The sequence below is a fragment of the Acidimicrobiales bacterium genome (assembly GCA_035294085.1).
Lineage (GTDB): Bacteria > Actinomycetota > Acidimicrobiia > Acidimicrobiales > Bog-793 > DATGLP01.
The window spans coordinates 103,268-123,566 of the sequence record DATGLP010000006.1 but is presented as its reverse complement, the minus strand read 5'-3'; the positions used below and the strand labels follow the sequence as shown (position 1 = coordinate 123,566).

14 protein-coding genes are annotated in these 20,299 nt (G+C 75.5%); 3 read left to right on the top strand and 11 right to left on the bottom strand.

Annotation, left to right across the window (positions count from 1 at the left end; genetic code table 11):
* Position 1: 1 nt before the first annotated feature.
* From VKV23_01890 to VKV23_01840, 11 genes are all read right to left on the bottom strand, one after another.
* Positions 2-193, bottom strand: coding sequence for a hypothetical protein (locus VKV23_01890; GenBank protein HLI14791.1), 192 nt, complete (start codon positions 191-193; stop codon positions 2-4).
* On the bottom strand, positions 180-1,979 hold the full coding sequence (locus VKV23_01885; protein ID HLI14790.1) for a hydantoinase B/oxoprolinase family protein: 1,800 nt from the start codon (positions 1,977-1,979) through the stop codon (positions 180-182). Before VKV23_01885 ends, VKV23_01890 begins: the two co-directional genes overlap by 14 nt.
* 4 nt (positions 1,980-1,983) lie before the next feature.
* Positions 1,984-4,089 (bottom strand): hydantoinase/oxoprolinase family protein, encoded by a 2,106-nt coding sequence (locus VKV23_01880; protein HLI14789.1) that lies wholly within the window; start codon positions 4,087-4,089, stop codon positions 1,984-1,986.
* 108 nt (positions 4,090-4,197) lie between these two features.
* Complete coding sequence (acs, locus tag VKV23_01875; protein HLI14788.1) at positions 4,198-6,180, bottom strand: acetate--CoA ligase; 1,983 nt, start codon at positions 6,178-6,180, stop codon at positions 4,198-4,200.
* A gap of 204 nt (positions 6,181-6,384) precedes the next feature.
* Entirely contained in the window at positions 6,385-7,398 is a 1,014-nt protein-coding gene (rpoD, locus tag VKV23_01870; protein HLI14787.1) for an RNA polymerase sigma factor RpoD, read from the bottom strand.
* Between the two features lie 95 nt (positions 7,399-7,493).
* Positions 7,494-9,347, bottom strand: coding sequence for a DNA primase (gene dnaG / locus VKV23_01865; GenBank protein ID HLI14786.1), 1,854 nt, complete (start codon positions 9,345-9,347; stop codon positions 7,494-7,496).
* A 45-nt stretch (positions 9,348-9,392) separates the two neighbouring features.
* On the bottom strand, positions 9,393-10,709 hold the full coding sequence (locus tag VKV23_01860) for a glycine--tRNA ligase (protein HLI14785.1): 1,317 nt from the start codon (positions 10,707-10,709) through the stop codon (positions 9,393-9,395).
* Positions 10,710-10,718: 9 nt separating this feature from the next.
* Positions 10,719-11,465, bottom strand: a complete 747-nt coding sequence (recO, locus tag VKV23_01855; protein ID HLI14784.1) for a DNA repair protein RecO — start codon at positions 11,463-11,465, stop codon at positions 10,719-10,721.
* A gap of 3 nt (positions 11,466-11,468) precedes the next feature.
* Positions 11,469-11,699: a hypothetical protein gene (locus VKV23_01850; protein HLI14783.1), complete on the bottom strand. Its 231-nt coding sequence runs from the start codon at positions 11,697-11,699 to the stop codon at positions 11,469-11,471.
* The gene (uppS, locus tag VKV23_01845; GenBank protein HLI14782.1) at positions 11,696-12,412 is read right to left on the bottom strand and encodes a polyprenyl diphosphate synthase; all 717 of its coding nucleotides are present in this window, start codon (positions 12,410-12,412) and stop codon (positions 11,696-11,698) included. The genes VKV23_01850 and uppS overlap by 4 nt, the downstream gene beginning before the upstream one ends.
* A gap of 10 nt (positions 12,413-12,422) precedes the next feature.
* Positions 12,423-13,121 carry a bifunctional precorrin-2 dehydrogenase/sirohydrochlorin ferrochelatase gene (locus VKV23_01840; GenBank protein ID HLI14781.1) on the bottom strand — a complete coding sequence of 233 codons (699 nt, stop codon included), beginning with the start codon at positions 13,119-13,121 and terminating at the stop codon, positions 12,423-12,425.
* Between the two features lie 95 nt (positions 13,122-13,216).
* Here VKV23_01840 and VKV23_01835 point away from each other — a divergent pair, with 95 nt between their 5' ends.
* The 3 genes from VKV23_01835 to VKV23_01825 all read left to right on the top strand — a co-directional run bounded on the left by VKV23_01835 (position 13,217) and on the right by VKV23_01825 (position 20,289).
* Complete coding sequence (locus VKV23_01835) at positions 13,217-13,927, top strand: phosphoadenylyl-sulfate reductase (protein HLI14780.1); 711 nt, start codon at positions 13,217-13,219, stop codon at positions 13,925-13,927.
* 85 nt (positions 13,928-14,012) lie between these two features.
* Positions 14,013-17,072, top strand: coding sequence for a PD-(D/E)XK nuclease family protein (locus VKV23_01830; protein HLI14779.1), 3,060 nt, complete (start codon positions 14,013-14,015; stop codon positions 17,070-17,072).
* A complete protein-coding gene (locus VKV23_01825; GenBank protein ID HLI14778.1) occupies positions 17,065-20,289 on the top strand; it encodes a UvrD-helicase domain-containing protein in 3,225 nt (1,074 codons plus the stop codon). Before VKV23_01830 ends, VKV23_01825 begins: the two co-directional genes overlap by 8 nt.
* Positions 20,290-20,299 lie beyond the last annotated feature (10 nt).

The following is a 20,299-nucleotide window of genomic DNA, read 5'->3' as shown; positions in this document are numbered from 1 at the left end:
ATCAGCCGCCCGGCGCCACTCGGTGTCGCTCGAGGAGCGCGAGGAGGCGCTCGTCGTCCTCGCAGCAGGCCCGGCGGGTGGTCCCGTCCGGCGCGCGGAACTCGAAGTAGGCGCGGATGAGGAGGTTGCCGCACACCTCGCAGTAGTCGACGGTGGTGTCGTGCCAGGACTTGCCGAGCTCACGCCAGGGCATCGCCGCCTCCCGTCCGCAGCTCGCGTGTCCGTCGCTCGTCGAGCGCACCGCTGTCGTCGAGGACGACGCGGTAGTACCGCTCGGCGCTCTCCCGGGAGACGAAGCCCTCGCGGACGTCGGCGGCGACGAGGGCGGGGTCGCGCGTCGCGGGGTCGCCGTAGCCGCCACCCGACGGCGAGACGAGGCGCACCTGGTCGCCGCGGACCAGGCGCACGTTCGAGAACTTCGAGGGGCTGACGAGCCCGAAGTGCTCCTGGAAGGACGCGAAGTCCCGTTCGCCGGCGCGGCGCAGCTCGACGCGCGTCAGGCTCCCGGGTTGGCCGCCGAACAGGCCCCACGGCGGCACCTTGGCGCGGTCGGCGAGCACGCTCACGGTGATCACGTCCGCCGCCACCTCGAGGACTCGCTCGATCCCGAGCCCGCCCCGGTGGCGTCCGGCGCCCGCGGAGTCCCGGTTGAGCGCGTACCGGTGGTGGATCCACGGCCAGCGCGTCTCGAAGATCTCGACCGGCGTGTTGCGGCAGTTGGCGTGGGGGACGATCTGGGCGTTGTTCCCGTCGCTCGTAGCACGGCCTCCCCAGCCGTTCGCCTCGAAGTGGTAGTGGGCGAAGTACTCGCCGCTGCGGGGGTCGACCCCGCCGAAGAGGAAGTTCAGCGACGTGTTGCCGCTCGCCGCGGCGCAGCGCTCGGGCAGGAGCTGCCCGAGCACGCTGCCCATCACCATCTCCATGACCCGGGGCTGGTTCTCCGTCTGGCCGCCGACGCAGGCGCCGGGGAGCTTCACGCAGCAGATCGACCCCGCCGGCGCGACGACGCGCGCGACGCGGGCCACGCCGGCGTTGACGGGGATCCCCTCGCCGATGATGTAGAGGAGGCCGTTCAACGAGGCCGAGAGCGTGACGACGTAGGGTGCGTTGATCGGGCCGATCGCCTGCGGGTCCGATGCGGAGTAGTCGAAGACGATCTCGTCCCCCTCGACGATGACGGCGAGGCGCACGACGTGGCGGCGATCGGTGATCCCGTCGTCGTCGAAGCAGTCCTCGGCCCGGTAGACGCCGTCGGGGAGCGCCGCGACCTCCCGGCGCAGGCAGGCCTCGGTGAAGTCCTGCAGCCTCGCGAAGGCCTCGTCGAGCTCCGCGACGCCCCGTTCCGCGAGGAGCTGGCGCAGCCGGCGCTCGCCGACGCGCAGCGACCCGAGCATGGCGTGCAGGTCGCCCCAGCTGTTGGCCGGCGTCCGGTGGTTCGAGAGCATGATCCGCCAGATGTCCCGGACGGGCTCGCCTCCTTGGAAGAGCCGGACCGGTGGGAGCCGCAGCCCCTCCTGGAAGACGTCGGTCGCCGTGGCGGCGAAGGATCCCGGTGCCATGCCCCCGATCTCGGCGAGGTGCGCGATGTTGCCGACGTAGGCCACGATCTCGTCCTCGACGAAGATCGGCATGATCATCATGTGCTCGGGCATGTGCGAGCCGCCGCGGTAGGGGTCGTTGTGGATCCACACGTCGCCGGGGCTGAAGTTGTCCGGCCCGACCTCGCGGATCACCCACGTCGCGGCGTAGAGGGACGCCCCGAGCATCGCCGGGTTGAGACCGGCCGTCGCGACGAGGCCGCCGTGCCGGTCGAGGATCAGCGTCGAGAAGTCGAGCCCCTCCGAGAAGATGGGGGAGTAGGCGGTCCGCATCATCGACACCGCCATCTCGTCGCAGATGTTGACGAGCTGGCGGTGCAAGAGCGTGAGGGTGACGCGGTCGACGGCCCCGGCGTCGTCGGCGAGGAGGTGCGTCGCCACGTCCTCAGCTCCGGTCCGGTCGCTCGGACAGGACGAGGCAGGCCGAGTCGTCCACCTCGAGCAGGAACCCGGGCGGCACGTAGGTGGTGGAGTCCGGCTCCTCGACGATCGCCGGTCCGGCGAGCGAGGTGCCCGGCCGGAGCCCGGCGCGGCGCACCACCGTGGCCTGCGCCCACTGGCCGCGACCGCACAGCACCCGGCGCTGCGTCGCCGGCTGGCGGGCGCCGCCCTCGTAGGGCCGGAGGGTGACCGAGGGTCCCGGGACGAGGGCCGTCGCGCCGAGGTAGATGGCCTGGATCGGCTGGTCCTCGAGGTGGTACCCGTAGGCGCGCTCGTGCTGCTCGTGGAAGCGCGCCGCGAGCTCCTCGACGAAGGACGGGGAGCCTGGCCTGATCGGGATCGCGAGCTCGAACGTCTTGTCCACGTGACCGTGGTACATCCGGATCTCCTGCTCGTAGTTCTGACCGAGGTAGCGGCAGGCGACGTAGGTGCTGAGCGCGATCTCGTCGGTCGCGCGCCCGTGCGCGGCGAGCTCGGCGGCGGCCTGCTCGGCCACCCGGGCGAGCTCGACGGGCACGTCCTTGGCCTCCGGGCGGTCGAGGCGGCGCACGAGCGTCGCCCGCCGGTCCACGCGCGCGTCGGCGATCACCGCGCCGAAGGCGGAGACGAGCCCTGGTGCCGGCGGGACGACGACGCGACGCATGCCGAGCCGGCGCGCCAGCTCGGCGGCGTGCAGCGGGCCGGCGCCGCCGAAGGCCACGAGGTCGAAGTCCCGGTAGTCGAGGCCGCGGTCGACGGTGACGAGGCGGACTGCCCCGGCCATGTTCTCGATCGCGACCGCGATGATGGCGTCGGCCGCCTCGGGGACCGAGAGGCCGAGCGTGTCGGCGAGCGGCTCGATGGCCGACCGGGCGCGGCCTTCGTCGAGCACGAGCTCGCCACCGAGGAAGTAGCCGGGGTCCAGGCGGCCGAGCACGAGGTTGGCGTCCGTCATCGTCGGGTCCTGGCCGCCCCTGCCGTAACAGGCGGGCCCTGGGTCGGCGCCCGCGCTCGCAGGCCCGACGCGTACGAGCCCGGTGCGGTCGATCGACGCGATCGAGCTCCCGCCGGCACCGATGGTCGTGACGTCGATGAGCGGCAGGCACAGCGGCATTCCCCACTCGACCTCGAACAGCCCAGAGAACATCAGCTGGCCGTCGACGATGACGCCGACGTCGGCGCTCGTCCCTCCCATGTCGAGGGTGACGGCCCGGTCCGAGCCGAGCCGGCGACACCAGTGGTTCCCGGCGATGACGCCCCCGGCGAGCCCGGAGAGCACGAGCTCGGCCGGTCGGGCCGCGGCGCGCGCGAGCGGCACCTGGCCCCCGTTCGACTTCATGAGCCCGTGCCACCCTCCCACGGCGCGCCGCTCCAGCCCCTCGGCGAGGGACTCGCAGAAGCCGGTGACGATCGGCTTGACGAAGGCGTCGATCGTGGTCGTGCTCGCGCGCTCGTACTCCCGCCAGATCGGGGCCACCTCGCTCGACACCGAGACCGCGAGGCCCGGGAAGGCCTGACGGAGCCGCTCGGCGAGGCGCCGCTCGTGGAGGTCGTTCACGTAGCTGAACAGGAGGCAGATCGACACGGCGCGGGCGGGCTCCGGCTCGACGAGGCGCGCGCCGACCGCGGCCACGACGCGCTCGAGCTCGGCATCGGTGAGCTCGTGCAGGACCGAGCCGTCGGCGAGGATCCGCTCGGCGACGCCGATCGTGTCGTGGCTCGGCACGAGCGGAGCGGTCTTCACCCACTGGAGGTCGTACAGGCCTCGCCGGTCGATCCGCTGGATGTAGAGGAGGTCCTCGAACCCCGCCGTCGTGAGGAGCAGGGTGCGCACGCCGCTGCGCTGGAGTACCGCGTTCGTCGCGATCGTCGTGCCGAGCACGAACTGCTCGAGGTCGGTCCCGAGGGCGAGGCCGGTGCGCTCGAGGGCGGCGAACACCGCGTCCGCGGGCGCTCGCGGCGTCGAGCTCACCTTCACGAGGCGGACCTCGCCGCTCGGGCCGAGTGCGACGAGGTCGGTGAAGGTCCCCCCGGTGTCGACCCCGACCTTCCACCGCTCCCCAGGCTGCACGCCCCACCTCGCCGGAATCGATTCCTCATGAGCTTCCCACGGCGGACCACCGCGGTCAAGGCCAGTAGTCGCCCCGGCCGAGGCGCCTCTCGGCCCGGCTGGCGGGGGTCAGTCCTCCCGGCGCAGCGCGGCCTGCGCCTTCTCGGCGATCTCCTGGACGACCGCCGCGTTCGCCAGCGTGGTCACGTCGCCGAGCTGGCGCTCCTCGGAGATGTCGCGCAGCAGGCGGCGCATGATCTTGCCCGAACGGGTCTTCGGGAGCTCGTCGGTGAACACGATGGAGGCCGGCCGGGCGATCTTGCCGATCTTGCGCTCGACGTGGTCGCGCAGGGTCGCGATGAGCGCCTCGTCGCCGACCTGCTGGCCGCGCAGCGTCACGAACGCGGCGATGGCCTGGCCGGTGATCGGATCGTTCCGGCCGATCACCGCGGCCTCGGCGACGAGGGGGTTGTCGACGAGGGCGGACTCGACCTCGAGCGTCGAGATGCGGTGTCCGGAGACGTTCATCACGTCGTCGACGCGCCCGAGCAGCCAGTAGTTGCCCTCGGCGTCCCGCTTGGCGCCGTCCCCGGCGAGGTACACCCAGCGGTGCTCCGCGGGCTTGGAGAAGCGCCGCCAGTAGGTGCTGACGTAGCGCTCCTCGTCGCCGTAGATGCCGCGCAGCATGGCCGGCCACGGCCGCGTGAGCACGAGGTAGCCCCCCTGGCCGGGGGGCAGGGAGCGGCCCTCGTCGTCCACGACGTCCGCCGCCACGCCGGGCAGGGGGACGGTCGCGGAGCCCGGCTTCGTGGTCGTCACGCCCGGCAGCGGCGAGATGAGGATCATGCCGGTCTCGGTCTGCCACCAGGTGTCGACGACCGGGCAGCGGGAGCCGCCGATCACCTCCCGGTACCAGACCCACGCCTCGGGGTTGATCGGCTCGCCCACGCTGCCGAGCAGTCGCAGGCTCGACAGGTCGTGCTTGTCGGGGTACTCGCGCCCCCACTTCATGAAGGTGCGGATCGAGGTCGGCGCGGTGTAGAGGATCGTCACCTTGTAGCGCTCGACGATGTCCCAGAAGCGGTCCTTGTCCGGGTACTGCGGGGCGCCCTCGTAGAGCACCGAGGTCGCGCCGTTGGCGAGCGGGCCGTAGACGACGTAGCTGTGGCCGGTCACCCAGCCGACGTCCGCCGTGCACCAGTAGACGTCGCGCTCGTCGTGGAGGTCGAAGACCATGCGGTGCGTCGCCGCGCACCCGACGAGGTAGCCGCCGCAGGTGTGCACGATCCCCTTCGGCTTGCCCGTCGTGCCCGAGGTGTAGAGGAGGTAGAGGAGGTCCTCGGCGTCGCACTCGGTGGCCGGACGCTCGGCCGGCTGCCTCGCGACGACGTCGTGGTACCAGTGGTCTCGGCCCGCGCGCATCGCGACCGGCGTGCCCGTCCGGCGGAGCACGACGGCCGCCTCGATCGACGGGGTGCGCTCCAGCGCCGCGTCGGCCATCTCCTTGAGGGGGACGACCTGGCCGTTGCGCCAGGCGCCGTCGCAGGTGATGAGCACCTTCGCCTGCGCGTCGTTGATGCGCTCGGCGAGCGCGTCGGCGGAGAAGCCGCCGAAGACGACCGAGTGCGGCGCGCCGAGGCGCGCGCAGGCGAGGAGCGCGGCGGGCAGCTCGGGGACCATGCCCATGTAGATGGCGACGCGGTCCCCCTTGCCCACGCCGAGCTCTGCGAGGGCGTTCGCCAGCCGGCAGACCTCCGCGTGCAGCTCGCCGTAGGTGATGGCCCGCCGGTCGCCCGGTTCGCCCTCCCAGTAGTACGCGACGCGCTCGGCTCGCTCGGCGAGGTGCTGGTCGAGGCAGCTCTCCGTGACGTTCAGGCGCCCGTTCACGAACCAACGGGCGAAGGGCGCCCCGGACCAGTCGAGGACCTGGTCCCAGCGCCGCCGCCACACGAGGCGCTCGGCTTGCCGTGCCCAGAAGCCCTCGAGGTCGGCCTCCGCCTCCCGGTAGGGGGCGTCGTCGCGGTACAGCGCCTGCGCCGCGAACGCCGGCGGCGGCGGGAACGTCCGTCCCTCCTCGAGGAGAACCGCAATCGTGTGCTCGGACGGCTCCACCGCCCACCCCCTCTGCTCCGTGCCGGCGCCGGGCGCGGCCGCTCCCGCCGAGCCCGAGGCGAGCGCAGGGCACGCGGGTACGCCCGGGCGACGAGGCGCTCCGTCCTCGTGCCGGACGAGCCCTGCCCGGCCCCCTCCGACAGCCTAGGCCGCCGCCCTCGGCCGCGCTCGCGGCCTTCGGCGCGGCGCCCTGGCGAAGGAGGCTCAGTCGCTCTCGAAGTAGTCGCGAAGCGGCCGCGCCACCGACGGCTGGCGCAGCTTGGCGAGGGTCTTCATCTCGATCTGGCGGACGCGCTCGCGCGTCACGCCGAAGATGCGCCCGACCTCCTCGAGCGTACGGATCCGGCCGTCGTCGAGGCCGAAGCGGAGGCGCACCACCTCCTGCTCGCGCGCCGACAGCTCGCCGAGGGCGCGCTGCACCGCCTCGTTGAGCAGGGCGCGCGTCGCCGCGTCGACGGGGACCTCGGCGGCTTGGTCCTCGATGACGTCGGAGAGACGGAAGTCGTCCTCGTCGCCGATCGGCTGCTCGAGCGAGACGGTGTCCTGGCTGATGCGCTGGATCTCCCGGACGCGCTCGACGGGGAACTGCATCCGCACGGCGATCTCCTCGACCGTCGGCTCCCGTCCGAGCTGCTGGGAGAGCTGGCGCTGGACCCGCACGACCTTGTTGATCGTCTCGACCATGTGGGCCGGGATCCGGATCGTGCGCGCCTGGTCCGCGACGGCCCGAGTGATCGCCTGGCGGATCCACCAGGTGGCGTACGTCGGGAACTTGAAGCCGCGGCGGTAGTCGAACTTCTCGACGGCGCGCATCAGCCCGAGGTTGCCCTCCTGGATGAGGTCGAGGAAGGCCATGCCGCGGTTGCGGTAGCGCTTGGCGATGGAGACGACGAGGCGCAGGTTCGCCTCGGTGAGCAGGTCCTTGGCCTCCTGGCCCTCGCGCACGGCGCGCCGGGCGGCCTCGCGCTCGGCGGCGGGGACCTCCTCGAGGCGGCCCTCGGCCCGCCACTGCTCGAGCAGGCGCTGCGCCTCGAGGCCGCGCTCGATGCGCTTCGCGCACAGCACCTCGAGATCGGCCGACAGGAGCGACACGCGGCCGATCTCGCGCAGGTAGGCGCGCACGGTGTCGGTGGAAGGCGGCCCGGGGCTCACGGCCGCGCCGCTGCGCAGCGCGCGCAGGGCCTCGGCTCCGTCGTCGGGCTCGCCGTGCGGCGCCACGTCGGGCGACCTCCTCGGGGCGCCACGCCGGCGCGACCGGGGCGCCGGCGGGGGGTGGCCGGGCCGGAGGTCGCCTTCGACTGGGTCGCTGCTCCTCATCGTCGACCTTCTTCCCGATCGCGAAGCCACGCTACCAACCGCCGGGCCGACTCCAGCCCGCGGGCGCGCTCGTCCGGGCGCTCGAGGAGGGTGCTGAGCGCGGGCAGCTCGCCCTTCAGCCAGGCGTTCGTGGCGGTCGCCTCGGCGACGCGAGCCGCGTCGCCGTCCTGCTCGGCGAGGCGTGCCTCGGTCTCGAGCTCGTCGAGCGCGTGCTCGGCGGCGACGCGCACGAGGGCGATCACGGTGCCGTCGGCCTCCGCCTCCACCTCCGTCGCCGCCAGGCGCCGGAGCAGGTCGGCCACCTCCTCGTCGGCCGCGGCGATCGCAGCGTGCAGCTCCGTCGCCTCGCTCAGCGCCCTGAACGCACGGCGCTGCAGGGGGTCGAGGAAGCACACCTCGTCGAGCAGTCCCGCCACCGCCTCGGGGCGCTGAATCGCGAGGGCGAGCGCGTCGAGGCCGGGACGGGCGTCCCGCCGGCGGGCGCCGGGGGCGGCCGTTCCGGCGCGCCCACGCCCGCCCGAGCTCGGCTCGCGCTCGCGCCCGTCGCCCGAGCGGCGCCGGCGCTCGAGGAGGGCCCGCAGCGCGGCGAGGTCGTGGTGGGTGCGGTCGGCGACGGCGGCGAGGTACTGGTCGCGCACGAGGCCGTTGGGGTGCTGCGCGATCGTGGCGACGGCGGCTTCGGCGGCGCGCGCCCGACCCTCGGGGCTGTGGAGGTCGGCATCCGCGAGGGCCTGCTCGACGAGGAAGCCGAGGTAGGGGCGGGCCGACCGCACCGCCGCGACGAGGGCCTCGGGGTCGGCCCGGGCGAGGTCCGCGGGGTCGCTCCCTTCGGGCAGCGCCGCGACCGCCAGCTCGAGCCCGTGGCGCCCCTCCCACTCGTACAGGCGAGCCGCGGCGGCCTGGCCGGCGCGGTCCGCGTCGAAGCAGAGCACGACCCGTCGGGCGAAGCGGGCGAGCAGGGCGAGGTGGTCCTCGGTGAGCGCGGTCCCGCAGGTCGCGACGGCGCGGGGGAGCCCGGCCTCGAAGAAGCCGATGACGTCGGTGTAGCCCTCGCAGACGATGGCCTCGCCCGAGCGCGTGATCTCCGACTTCGCCCAGTTCAGGCCGTAGAGCGTGCGGCGCTTGTGGTAGATCGCGCTCTCGGGCGAGTTCCGGTACTTCGGCCCCGGGTCGCCGCCGCCGATACGTAGCTCGGGCGGCAGCACGCGTCCGCCGAGCGCGATCGGGCGCCCGCCGGGGTCGAAGATGGGGAAGATGAGCCGTTCCCGGAAGGCGTCGTAGAGGCCCGCGCTCGAGCGGTAGGCGAGGCCGGCCTCGACGAGCAGATCGCCGGGTCGGCGCAGCGCGCGCACAAGCCCGTCCCGACCAGCCGGCGCGAAGCCGAGGCGGAAGCGACGAACCGTCTCGCCGCTGTAGCCCCGCGCCCGCAGGTACTGGCGGGCGCGGCGCGCCTCGGGCCGGTCGAGGAGCACCCGGTGGTAGTGGTCGACGGCGGCCTCGAGCACCTCGTGGAGGCGCTCGCGTCGGCCTCGCTCCTGCGGCGCCCGAGCGCCCGCTTCGTCGCGGATGGCGATGCCCGCTCGCGCTGCGAGGCGCTCGACCGCCTCTCGGAAGTCGCAGCCCTCGACGGCTCGCACGAAGCTGATGGCGTCGCCGGAGGCCTGGCAGCCGAAGCAGTAGTAGAGCCCCTGCTCGGCGTTCACGCTGAACGAGGGCGTCCGCTCGCTGTGGAACGGGCAGAGCCCGATGAGGCGCCGGCCGACGCGCCGCAAGGCCGTGTGCTCTCCGACGAGCGCGGCGAGGTCGGTGGCGGCGCGCACCCGGGCGACGTCCTCCTCAGGGATCGCCATGCCCGGACGGTACCCGCTCGGCGGAGCGCGCCGGCGGGCCGGCGGTCAGCCGACGCGCCGGGCGAGCTCGTCGCCGAGGGCGTCGAGGGGGAGGCGCACCTGCTCGGTCGTGTCGCGGTCTCGGACGGTCGCAGCGCCGTCCTCGAGGCTGTCGAAGTCGACCGTCACGCACAGCGGCGTGCCGATCTCGTCCTGGCGCCGGTAGCGCCGGCCGATCGACTGGGCGTCGTCGTAGGCGCACACGAACCGGGATCGCAGGCCGGCGAGCACCTGCCGGGCGAGGGCGGTGAGCTCGGCCCGCCGCGACAGCGGCAGGACGGCGACCTGGTAGGGGGCGAGGCGGGGGTGGAGGCGCAGCACGGTGCGCCGCTCGCCGCCGACCTCGTCCTCGTCGTAGGCGGCGAGGAGGAAGGCCATCATCGTGCGCGTCGCACCCGCGGCCGGCTCGATCACGTGCGGCACGTAGCGCTCCCCGCTCGCCTGGTCGTAGAACTCGAGGCGCACCCCGGCGTGGGCGGCGTGCGCGCGCAGGTCGTAGTCGGTGCGGTTCGCGATGCCCTCGAGCTCGCCCCAGCCCCAGGGGAAGGCGAACTCGATGTCCGCCGTGCCCGCCGAGTAGTGCGAGAGCTCCTCGGCCGCGTGGCGCCGCAGCCGGAGCTGGTCCTTCGGAATGCCGAGGCGCTCGTACCAGGCGAGGCGCTCTTGGCACCAGTAGTCGAAGTACCGGGCGGCCTCCGCCGGCGGGACGAAGTACTCGAGCTCCATCTGCTCGAACTCGCGGGTGCGGAACACGAAGTTGCCCGGCGTGATCTCGTTGCGGAAGCTCCGGCCGATCTGGGCGATGCCGAAGGGCGGGCGGAGGCGCATCGTCGTCATCACGTTGGCGAAGTTGACGAACATGCCCTGAGCCGTCTCCGGGCGCAGGTAGGCGACGGCGGAGTCGTCCTCGACCGGGCCGACGAAGGTCTTGAACATGAGGTTGAACGGGCGCGCCTCGGTGAGGTCGGTCGAGCCGCAGTTCGGGCACCGACCGTCGATCTGGTCGGCGCGCCAGCGCTCCTTGCAGCTGCGGCAGTCCACGAGCGGGTCGGTGAAGGTCGCGAGGTGCCCGGAGGCCTCCCAGACCTTCGGGTTCGTGAGGATTGCCGCCTCGATCGGCACGACGTCGTCGCGCTCTTGCACCATGGCGCGCCACCACGCCTCGCGCACGTTGCGCAGCATGAGCGCGCCGAGCGGGCCGTAGTCGTAGGTGGAGCGGATGCCCCCGTAGATCTCGGCGGAGGGGAAGACGAACCCGCGCCGCTTGCACAGGTTGACGACGGCCTCCAGGCGCGCGCCGCCGTGACCGGCCGCGATCGACATGCGAGGAGACTACCGGCCCGACGCGGCCGGCTCGGGCCGGCCACCGGCGCCGATGGGGTGGCGCACCGAGCGCAGCCGGCGGTCGAGGTGGTGCTCGACCGCGCCGATGGCGAGGTCCTCGAGGGCGGCGACGGCCGGCGTCGCCCCGGTGGACAGCGCTCGCGCGAGCCCTCCCGACAGGACCTGGCGGGCGAGCTCGACGACCGGCGGGGAGACCTGGCGGCCGCGCCGGCAGGTGGCGCAGAGGAAGCCGCCCTCCCCGGCGTCGAACGCGACGAGCGGTCCGTCGCGGCCGCACGACGCGCAGGCGTCGACCACGGGCCCGACGCCTTCGATCGCGAGCAGCTTGAGGCAGAAGGCGCCGAGCACGAGCGGTGCGCCGTCGCGCTCGAGCGTGCGCAGCGCCCGGACGAGGAGGGTGAAGACCGCCGGCGCGCCGTGGCGCTCCTGCGCGACCTGGTCGACGATCTCGAGCATCGTCGTCGCGACCTGCAGCCGCCCGAGGTCGTCGCGCACGGCGCGGAAGGAGTCGATCACCTCGACCCCGGTGACGACGTCGAGGTCGCGCCCGCGCCAGCACAGCAGGGCGACGTGGCTGAGCGGCTCGAGGCGAGCGCCGAAGCGGCTCTTCGTCCTGCGGACGCCCTTCGCGACGGCGCGGACCTTGCCGTGTCCGGGGGTGACGATGGTGACGATCCGATCCGCCTCGCCGAGGCGGATCGTGCGCAGCACCACCCCCTCGTCCCGGTAGTGCACGGCTCAGTCCTCGCGCAGGCGGCCGCCGAGCGCGACGAGGCCGGCGCCGGCGACGACGACGAGGAGGAGCACGAGGGCAGGCTTGAAGCCGGCGGCGGCGAGGAGCGCGATCGCGGCGACGAGGGCGAGGCCGAGGAGGGTGCCGGCGATCCGGCCGATGTGGTCCCACAGCCACGTGCGCCAGGGTACGGGCGCCTCCGCTGCCCCCTCCCCGCGAGGTACCTCCCGGCTCACTGGTCGATCCCGCCGTAGCGGCGCTCGCGGTGGCGGAACTCGGCCACCGCGGCGTACAGGTGCTCGCGGGTGAAGTCGGGCCACAGCACGTCGCTGAAGACGAGCTCGGAGTAGGCGAGCTCCCACAGGAGGAAGTTCGAGATCCGGTACTCGCCCGAGGTGCGCACGACGAGGTCCGGGTCGGGCATGTCGGGGTAGTACAGGCGCGCCCCGATCGCTCGCTCGTCGACCTTGTCCGGGTCGACGCCATCGGCGACGAGACGGCGCACGGCGTCGACGATCTCGGCGCGCCCGCCGTAGTTGAAGCAGATGGTGAGCGTCATCCGGCGGTTGGCACGGGTGAGCTCCATCGCCGCGTCCATGTCGCGAAGCAGGCGCCTCGGCACGCGCCAGTCGCGCCGGCCGGCGAAGCGGATGCGGACCCCCTTGGCGTGCAGCTCGTCCCGGTGGCGCTCGAGGATGCCGCGGTTGAAGTGCATGAGGAAGCGCACCTCGTCCGGTGGGCGCCGCCAGTTCTCCGTGGAGAAGGCGTAGACCGTGAGCCACTCGATTCCGAGCTCGAGGGCGCCGTCGATGACCTCGAGCAGGGCGCGCTCGCCGGCCGCGTGGCCCTCGGTGCGCGCCAGCCCCCGCTGGAGCGCCCAGCGGCCGTTGCCGTCCATCACGCAGCCGACGTGGCGCGGAACTCGCTGCTCGCTCGCGTCTGCGGCCACGGACCGGAAGTTAGCCGCCCCCCGGCGTCCCGCCCTGGCGGGCCCCGCCGTCCGGCCCGGCAGGCCCTCCGGAGCCCGTCGGGCCGAGCGCTGCCGTCACCCAGCGCGCCAGGGCGCGGGCGGCTGCTTCGGTGCCGCCCTCGGCGAGTGCGCCCTCGGCCGTCGCGATCGCCGCGGGCCAGTCGAGGCCCTCGGTCGAGCTGCCCGCCTCGTGCACGGCTCGGCGCGCCGCGCCGACGAGCTCGGCGAGGACCGCCGTCTCCGGGCCGACGAGCGCGGCGATGCGGTCGCGCAGCCAGCTGGCGAGCGCGGGGCTCGCCCCGCCGGTCGACACCGCGACCGTCACGCAGCCGCGGCGCAGCACGGCTGGCCAGATGAGCGAGCAGCTCGCCGGGTCGTCGACGGCGTTGACGAGGACGCCGGCCGCCTCCGCGTCGGCGGAGACCTGCCGGTCCACCTCGCGCCGACCAGTCGCCGCGACGACGAGACGGTAGCTGGCGGCCTCGCCCGGCTGGTAGGGGCGCCGGTGGAGGCGGGCCGGCAGCTCGAGGAAGCCCTCGACGAAGCTCGGCGCGACGGCCGTGAGCGCGGCGCCCGCCTCGCAGAGCGCCGACGCCTTCCGCAGCGCGACCGGGCCGCCGCCGACGACGAGGCAGCGGCGGCCCGCCACGACGAGCGAGACGGGTAGGGCCGGTGCGTCGAGTGGCACGGTGCGAGCCTAATTCCTGACTCGTCAGGTCAGGATATATTCCTGATCGGGTCGATCGCAGTTGCTGCCCACGCCGCGGCGCGCGGGGAGGTACGGTGGCCGCCGTCATGGGCCGGGAACCCGACGCCACCGAGGAAGCGGCGCCTCCCGGGGCGATCGCGCTCGCCGAGCTCGCCGAGGTCGCCGAGGCGCTCGAGACGGAGAGCCCCCTCGAGGTGCTCCGCTGGGCCGCCTCGCGCTTTCGAGAGCGCATCCTCGTCACCTCGTCGTTCCAGGACTGCGTCCTCGTCGACCTCGTGCGGCGCGTGGCACCCGAGGTGCCGATCGCGTTCCTCGACACCGGCTTCCACTTCCCCGAGACGCTCGCCTACCTGCGCCAGGTCGAGCGCCGCTACGGGTTCACCGTGCGCGTCGTCTCCGCCGGCCTCGGGCCCGAGGAGTCCCCCTGCGGCGCGCCGGACTGCTGCGAGCGGCGCAAGGTCGCGCCGCTTCGCGAGCTGCTGCGCGACTACGACGCGTGGGTCACCGGCGTGAAGCGGGTCGACACGCCCGAGCGCGCCGACGCGCCGGTCGTCGGCTTCGACCCTGGCAAGGGGGTGGTCAAGGTGAACCCCATCGCCACCTGGACCGAGGACGACGTCGACGCGTACGTCGCGCAGCGGGGCCTGCCGCGTCACCCGCTCAGCGCACGCGGGTACCGCTCGATCGGCTGCGCGCCGGTCACCGCCCCGGTCGCGGAGGGCGACCACCCGCGTGCCGGTCGCTGGGCCGGCACGGGCAAGACCGAGTGCGGCCTGCACCTCTGACGAGCCGCTCGGGGGCGCGCGGCGCGCGCAGCGAGGCGGCCGCCGGGCCCTGCGGCGCGACAGCCGGCTCGTAGGCTCGACCGCCGTGCCGGGCCGCGTGCGCACCGTCGCCTACGGCCCCCCCGCCTTCGCTGCGCTGGCTGAGGCGGTGGAGGCGGCGAAGGAGGCAGATCCCCTCGCGCCGGTCCACGTCGTCGTCGCCTCCCGTCGCGCCGCCTTCGACCTGCGCCGCCGGCTCGCCCGGGCCGGGGGGCGCACCGGCCTCGTGAACGTGCGCCTCGAACCCCTCGCCGACCTCGCCGCGTCGCTCGCGAGCCGCGCCGGCCTGCTCGGCGAGCGGCGACCGGCTACGGCGGCGGCGCTCGCGGCGGCGGCGCGCGGCGCGCTGCGTGCGTCGCCCGGCCGGCTCGCCGCGGTGGCAGCGCACCCGTCGACGGAGGCGGAGCTCGCCACCGTCTACCTCGACCTGCGCCGCCACGAGGACGGGCTCGCGGCGCTCGCGCGCCTCGAGCGGCACGACCGCGACCTCGTCCGGCTGGTGCGTGCCATGCGCGCCGCCCTCGAGCCGAGGTTCCACGACGACGTCGACCGCCTCGAGGCAGCGCGCCGAGCGCTCGAGTCGTGGCCGGAAGGCCGCATCGGCAGCGTCGTCGTCCACCTCCCCGAGGACCTCTCGCCGGCCGAGCGGCGTCTCCTCGCCGCGCTCGGCCGGGCCGGGGCGCTCACCGTCCACGTCGGACTCGTCGGCGACCCCGCCGCGGACGCGCCAGCGGCCGAGCTCGTGCGCGAGCTGGTCGCCGCCGGCCTCACCCTCGTCGGCGAGCTTCCGGACCCGCCCTCGCCGGGCGAGGCCGACACGGCCGTCGCTGGCCTGCGCGTCCTCGAGGCCGAGGACCCCGACGCCGAGGTGCGTGCCGCCGTGCGCCTCCTCCTCGAGCGCCTCGAGGCGGGTGCCGAGCCCGCCCGCCTGGCCCTCCTGTGCACGTCGTGGCGCCGCTACGCCTCGCGTGCGGCGGCATGCCTGGAGGAGGCCGGCCTCGCCTGGAACGGGCCGAGCCCGAGGCGCCTCGCCGACGCCCCGACCGCGCGGGTCCTCGCCTGCCTCCTCGCGCTCGCGGAGGGCGGCCTCAGCCGTTCGGGCGTCGTGGCGCTCCTCGCGGCCGGTCCGGTGCGCGACCCCGACGGGGGCCTCGCGCCGCTCGGGGAGTGGGACCGCTGCTCGCGTCTTGCGGGCGTGGTCGGCGGCGACGCCGCCGCCTGGCGGCGCCAGCTCGGCGCGCTCGTCGAGGAGGCCAGCGTCGAGGCGCGCCGGCGCTCCGGGAAGGGCGCCGACGGCACCGAGGTGGCGCCGGGCGGCGGCGCCGAGCGCGCCGAGCTGGCGGCCACCGCCCTGGCGCGCTTCGTCACCGGGCTCGAGGCGCGGCTCGCGGCCGGAACCCGCCTCGCGCGCTGGTCGGGTTTCGTCGAGTGGGCGGCGTCGCTCCTCCGGGCGTACCTCGGTCCCGACGAGGAGCGCGCTTCGTGGCCCGGCTTCGCCGGTCCAGCCGACCGCGCCGTCGTCGGTGCCCTCGAGAGCCTCGCCGAGCTGGACGGCCTCGACCCGTCGCCCGACCTGACGCGCTTTTCTGCGGCCGTGGCGCGCGCGCTGGACCGCTCGGCCGCGCCGTCCGGCCACCTCGGGTCAGGGATCCTCCTCGCGCCGCTCGAGTTGGCCGCCGGCCTCGACCTCGACAGCGCCGTCGTGCTCGGCTGCGTCGAGGGTGCGCTCCCCCGGCGGGCGCGCTCGAGCCCGCTGCTCGGCCAGGCGCAGCGGAGGGCCCTCGGGCTCGCGGCCGCGAGCGCGGCGGAGGTGGTGGTCGCCGACCGCAGGCGCCTGCTCGCTGCGGCCAGGTCGTGCGTGCGCGCGGTCGTCGCCCTCCCTCGACGCGACGGGACGACCGGGCGGCGGCCGGTCCGCTCGCGCTTCGTCCCCGCGCCCGCCGGTGACGGCCTGCCGGCCCGGAGCTCCTGGCCACCGATCGGGCGCGACGAACTCGAGGTCGCCCTCCTGGAGCGGGCGCGCCGTGGCGGGGAGCCGCTCGCCAGGCACTTCCTCGTCGGGCGAGCCCCGCAGCTTCGCGCCGGTCTCGAGCTCATCGGCGGGCGGCAGGCCTTCGGACCCTACAGCGGACGTGTGGGCGTCCGCGGCCTCGCCGAGACGCTCGCCACCAGGGCGTTCTCGCCGACGACCCTCGAGCGCTACGCCACGTGTCCGTTCGCCTACTTCCTCGAGCACGAGCTCGGCTGCGAGGTCGTCGACCCGCCGGAGGCCCGCCTCGACCTCGACCCGCGCGAGCGCGGCCGGATCCTCCACGAGGTGCTGGAGCGCTTCGTGCGCGAGCTCGTCGAGGCCCCCGTCGAGGAGGCCGGCGACGGCCCCGGCAGCGAGGCGCGCCTCGCGGCGATCGCGGAGGAGGTCTTCGCCCGCTACGAGCGGCTCGGCCGTACGGGCCGGCCCGCCCTGTGGCTGCGCCGACGCCGGCAGCTCCTCGCCCTCCTCGAGGCCGAGCGCCGACGCGACGCGGCGCGGCGCGCCGCGTCGGGCGCGGTTCCGGTCGCCGTCGAGCGCTCCTTCGGCATGGCCGGGCAGCCCCCCGTGCGGCTGCGCATCGCCGGCCGCGAGCTCGCCTTTCGCGGGACGATCGACCGTATCGACCGCGCACCGGACGGCACGCTCGCCGTCATCGACTACAAGTCCGGCGCCCCGAACGACTTCGCCGGCCTCGAGCGCGACCCGGTCGACGCCGGGCGCCACCTCCAGCTCCCCCTCTACGGTCTCGCCGCGCGCTCCCTCGACGGCGAGCCGGCGCGCGTCGCCGCCACCTACCGCTTCCTCGACCACGGCGGCGACCGTTTCGGTATCGAGGTGGACGAGGCGACGGTGCGGCGCCTCGAGGAGGTCCTCACCGTCCTCGTGTCCTCGATCGATGCCGGGTGCTTCCCGCTGCGCCCGGGCCGAGCCGAGCGCGGCGGGTTCGCGCACTGCCGCCGCTGCGACTTCGACCGCCTGTGCGTCGCGGACCGGGCGCGCGCCTGGGACGAGGCGCGCGCCGCCCCCGAGCTCGCCGCCTACGTGTCCCTCGTCGAGCAGGCGGGCGATGCCTGAGCGCGCCGCGCTCCCCGACGCCGCGGCGCGCGAGCGGGTGCGTGCCTGCCTCGACGAGACGCTCTTCGTCGAGGCGGGTGCCGGCACGGGCAAGACCGGAGCCCTCGTCGGGCGCGTCCTCGCCCTCGTGCGGACCGGGCGCGCGCCGATCGAGGAGATCGCGGCGATCACCTTCACCGAGGCGGCTGCCGCGGAGCTGCGCGAGCGGCTGCAGCGCGCGCTCGCCGAGGAGGCGGCCGGGGCGGAGGGGGGCTGGGCGCGCACCGCCCTCGCGCACCTCGACGACGCGGCGATCACCACGATCCACGGCTTTGCGCACTCCCTGCTCGCCGAGCACCCCCTCGAGGCGGGGCTGCCGCTGCGCTTCCGGGTCCTCGACGAGGTCGCCGGCGCGCTCGAGCTCGAACGCCGCCTCGGTGACCTCGCCGAGCGCCTGGCGGGCGAGCCGGCGGGCGCCGCGCTCCTCGGCGCGGCCCTCGCCGTCGGGCTCACGCTGCGCCACGTCGAGGCGCTCGCCGCGCGCCTCGACGAGTGCTGGGACCGCCTGGAGGGCCTCGCCGTGCCGGACCTCGAGCCCCTCGGCGCCGAGGTCCTCGCGGCGAGCGAGCAGCTCGCCGCGTCCATCGGCGAGGTCCTCGCCGCCTCGAGCGGTGCGCCCGGGGCCGACACCCTCGAGGCGGTGGCCGCCGAGGTGGCTGCCGCCGCGTCGAGGCGCCCGCCCGGGCACGACTGGCTCGACCACCTCGAGTGGCTGTGCTCCGTCCCGGCGTGCAGGGCGGGCCGCAGGAGCAGCGGGGCGGGGGGCGGTCCGCTCGACGGCCTGCGCCGTGCGATCGCCGACCTCGAGGACGAGCGCAGGGCGGTCGTGTCGAGGCTCTCCGGCGAGGTCCTCGCCACCCTCGCCCGTCGCCTCGCCGTCGAGGCCCGCCGAGCGGCGGCAGAGCGCTGCACCCGGGGCGAGCTGCGCTTCCACGACCTGCTCGCGCGGGCGATGGGTCTGCTCCGCTCGTCACCGGCGGTCCTCGAGCGCCTCCGCCGCCGCTACCGCTACCTCCTCGTCGACGAGTTCCAGGACACCGACCCGCTCCAGCTCGACATCGTCCGCCTCCTCGCTGAGGACGCCTCCGGCACGGCGGTGCCCGGCAAGCTCTTCTTCGTCGGCGACCCGCGCCAGTCCATCTACCGCTTCCGCGGTGCCGACCTCGACGCCTACCTCGGCGCGCTCGCCGAGCTGGTGCCGGAGGGGCCGACGGAGCTCGTCACGAGCTTCCGCTCCGTTCCCGGCGTCGTCGACTTCGTGAACGCCGTCTTCGGCCCCCTCCTCGTCCCCGACGGCGAGGCACCGGCCCGCTTCGCGCCGCTCACGCCGGTGCGGCCGGCGCTCGACGGGGGCGCCCCGGTCGTCGTGCTCGGCGGTGCCGCCGAGGGCCGCGAGCGGGCGGACGAGCGGCGCGCCCGGGAGGCGGCCGACGTCGCCGAGGCGATCGTGCGGGCGGTCGAGGAGGGCTGGACGGTCGAGGTCGCAGGCGCGCGCCGCCCGGCGCGCTTCGGCGACGTCGCCCTCCTCGTGCCGCGCCGCACCGGTCTCGCCGTCTTCGAGGAGGCGCTCGACGACGCCGGCGTCCCCTACCGGGTCGAGTCCGTCTCCCTCGTCTACCGGGCGCAGGAGGTGCGCGACCTCCTGGCCTGCCTGCGCGCCCTCGCCTACCCCGCGGACGCCTCCGCCGTCGTCGCGGCGCTGCGTACCCCGCTGTTCGGCTGCAGCGACGACGACCTCCTCGCCCACCGGCGCGCGGGCGGGAGCTGGAGCCTCGACGCGCCGCGGCCCGTCGGCTCCCCCGAGCGGGTCGCGACCGCCCTCGACTACCTCGCCGAGGCCGCCGTGCGCTGCCGACTGAGCGGAGTGGTCGACACCGTCCTCGCGCTCGTCCACGAGCGGCGCGCGCGCCAGCTCGCCGTCGCGCTGCGCCACGGGCCCGAGGCCGTGCGCCGGATCGACTTCGTCGTCGAGGAGGCGCGCGCCTTCGCCGAGGCGGGCGGCACCGGCCTCGCCGAGCTGCTGGCGTGGGCGGAGCTGCGCGCCGCCAACAACGCGCGCCTCGTCGAGGCGCCCGGCGAGCAGGGCGACGCGGTCTCCATTCGCACGGTGCACGGCGCGAAGGGCCTCGAGTTCCCGATCGTCGTGCTCGCCGAGCTCGGCAGCGCTGCGTCCGCCCAGTCCGGCCCGCGCCTCGTGGTCGGCGGGGACGGACGGCCCGAGCTGCGGGTGCGCGCCGGCCTCGAGACCCCGGGGTTCGCCGCGCTCGCCGCCGAGGAGGCGCGCCGCGAGGAGGGCGAGCGGCGGCGGCTCGCCTACGTCGGCGCGACCCGCGCCCGCGACCACCTCGTCGTCGCGCTCCACCACGCGCCGGCGCGCTCGGGCCGGCCGTCGCTCGCCGAGCTCGTCGCCAGCCGCCTCGAGGCGGCGCCCGGCTCGTGGCGTCGCCTCGGCCCGCGCCGCGCCCCGGCACCCGGTCGGGCGCTCGGCGCGCCCGGCGCCGAGCCGGACCCCCCCGTCGACGAGCCTGCCTACGACGCCCTGCTCGCGCGCCGTGCGCAGCTCGCCGCGTCGGCCGGCCGACCGACGAGCGTGGCGGCAACCGCCCTCGTCGCCACCGTCCCCGAGGAGGCCGAGCGCCGGGCCGCGACGGCCCTCGGCCGGGCGGTCCACGCGCTGCTCCAGGTGGTCGACCTGCGGGGCGGCGACGACCTCGCGGCCCTGGCGCGCCGCACGGCCGCCGCCGAGGGCTGCCCCGAGCTCGCCGCGAGCGTGGCCTCCCTCGCCTCGGCCGCGCTCGCGTCGCCGGTCTTGCGGCGCGCGGCGCTCGCCGACGTCGTCGAGCGCGAGGTCCCCGTCACGGCGGTGCTGCCGGAGGGCAACCTCGACGGCGTCGTGGACCTCGTGTTCGTGCAGGGGGGCGAGCTCGTCGCGGTCGACTACAAGACGGACGTGCTCGCCGCCCCCGGCCTGGCCCGCGCCGCCGCGGCCGGCCACCGCCTGCAGGCCGGCGCCTACGCCCTCGCCCTCGGCGGCGCGCTCGGCCGCCCGGTCGACCGCTTCACCTTCGTCTTCCTCGCCGCGCCCGGCGGGGCGGTCGAGGTCGAGGTCGCCGACCTGCCCGCGGCGTGCGCGGCCGCCCGGGCGGCGGCCGCGGCGGCGCTCGGCGGGCGCGGCTGAGGCCGGCCTT

Excerpts from the sequence above, each read along its gene's own strand:
- VKV23_01890 (HLI14791.1), bottom strand. The coding sequence starts at position 193 with ATGCCCTGGCGTGAGCTCGGCAAGTCCTGGCACGACACCACCGTCGAC.
- dnaG (HLI14786.1), bottom strand. The coding sequence starts at position 9,347 with ATGGCGATCCCTGAGGAGGACGTCGCCCGGGTGCGCGCCGCCACCGAC.
- VKV23_01860 (HLI14785.1), bottom strand. The coding sequence starts at position 10,709 with ATGTCGATCGCGGCCGGTCACGGCGGCGCGCGCCTGGAGGCCGTCGTC.
- VKV23_01825 (HLI14778.1), top strand. The coding sequence starts at position 17,065 with ATGCCTGAGCGCGCCGCGCTCCCCGACGCCGCGGCGCGCGAGCGGGTG.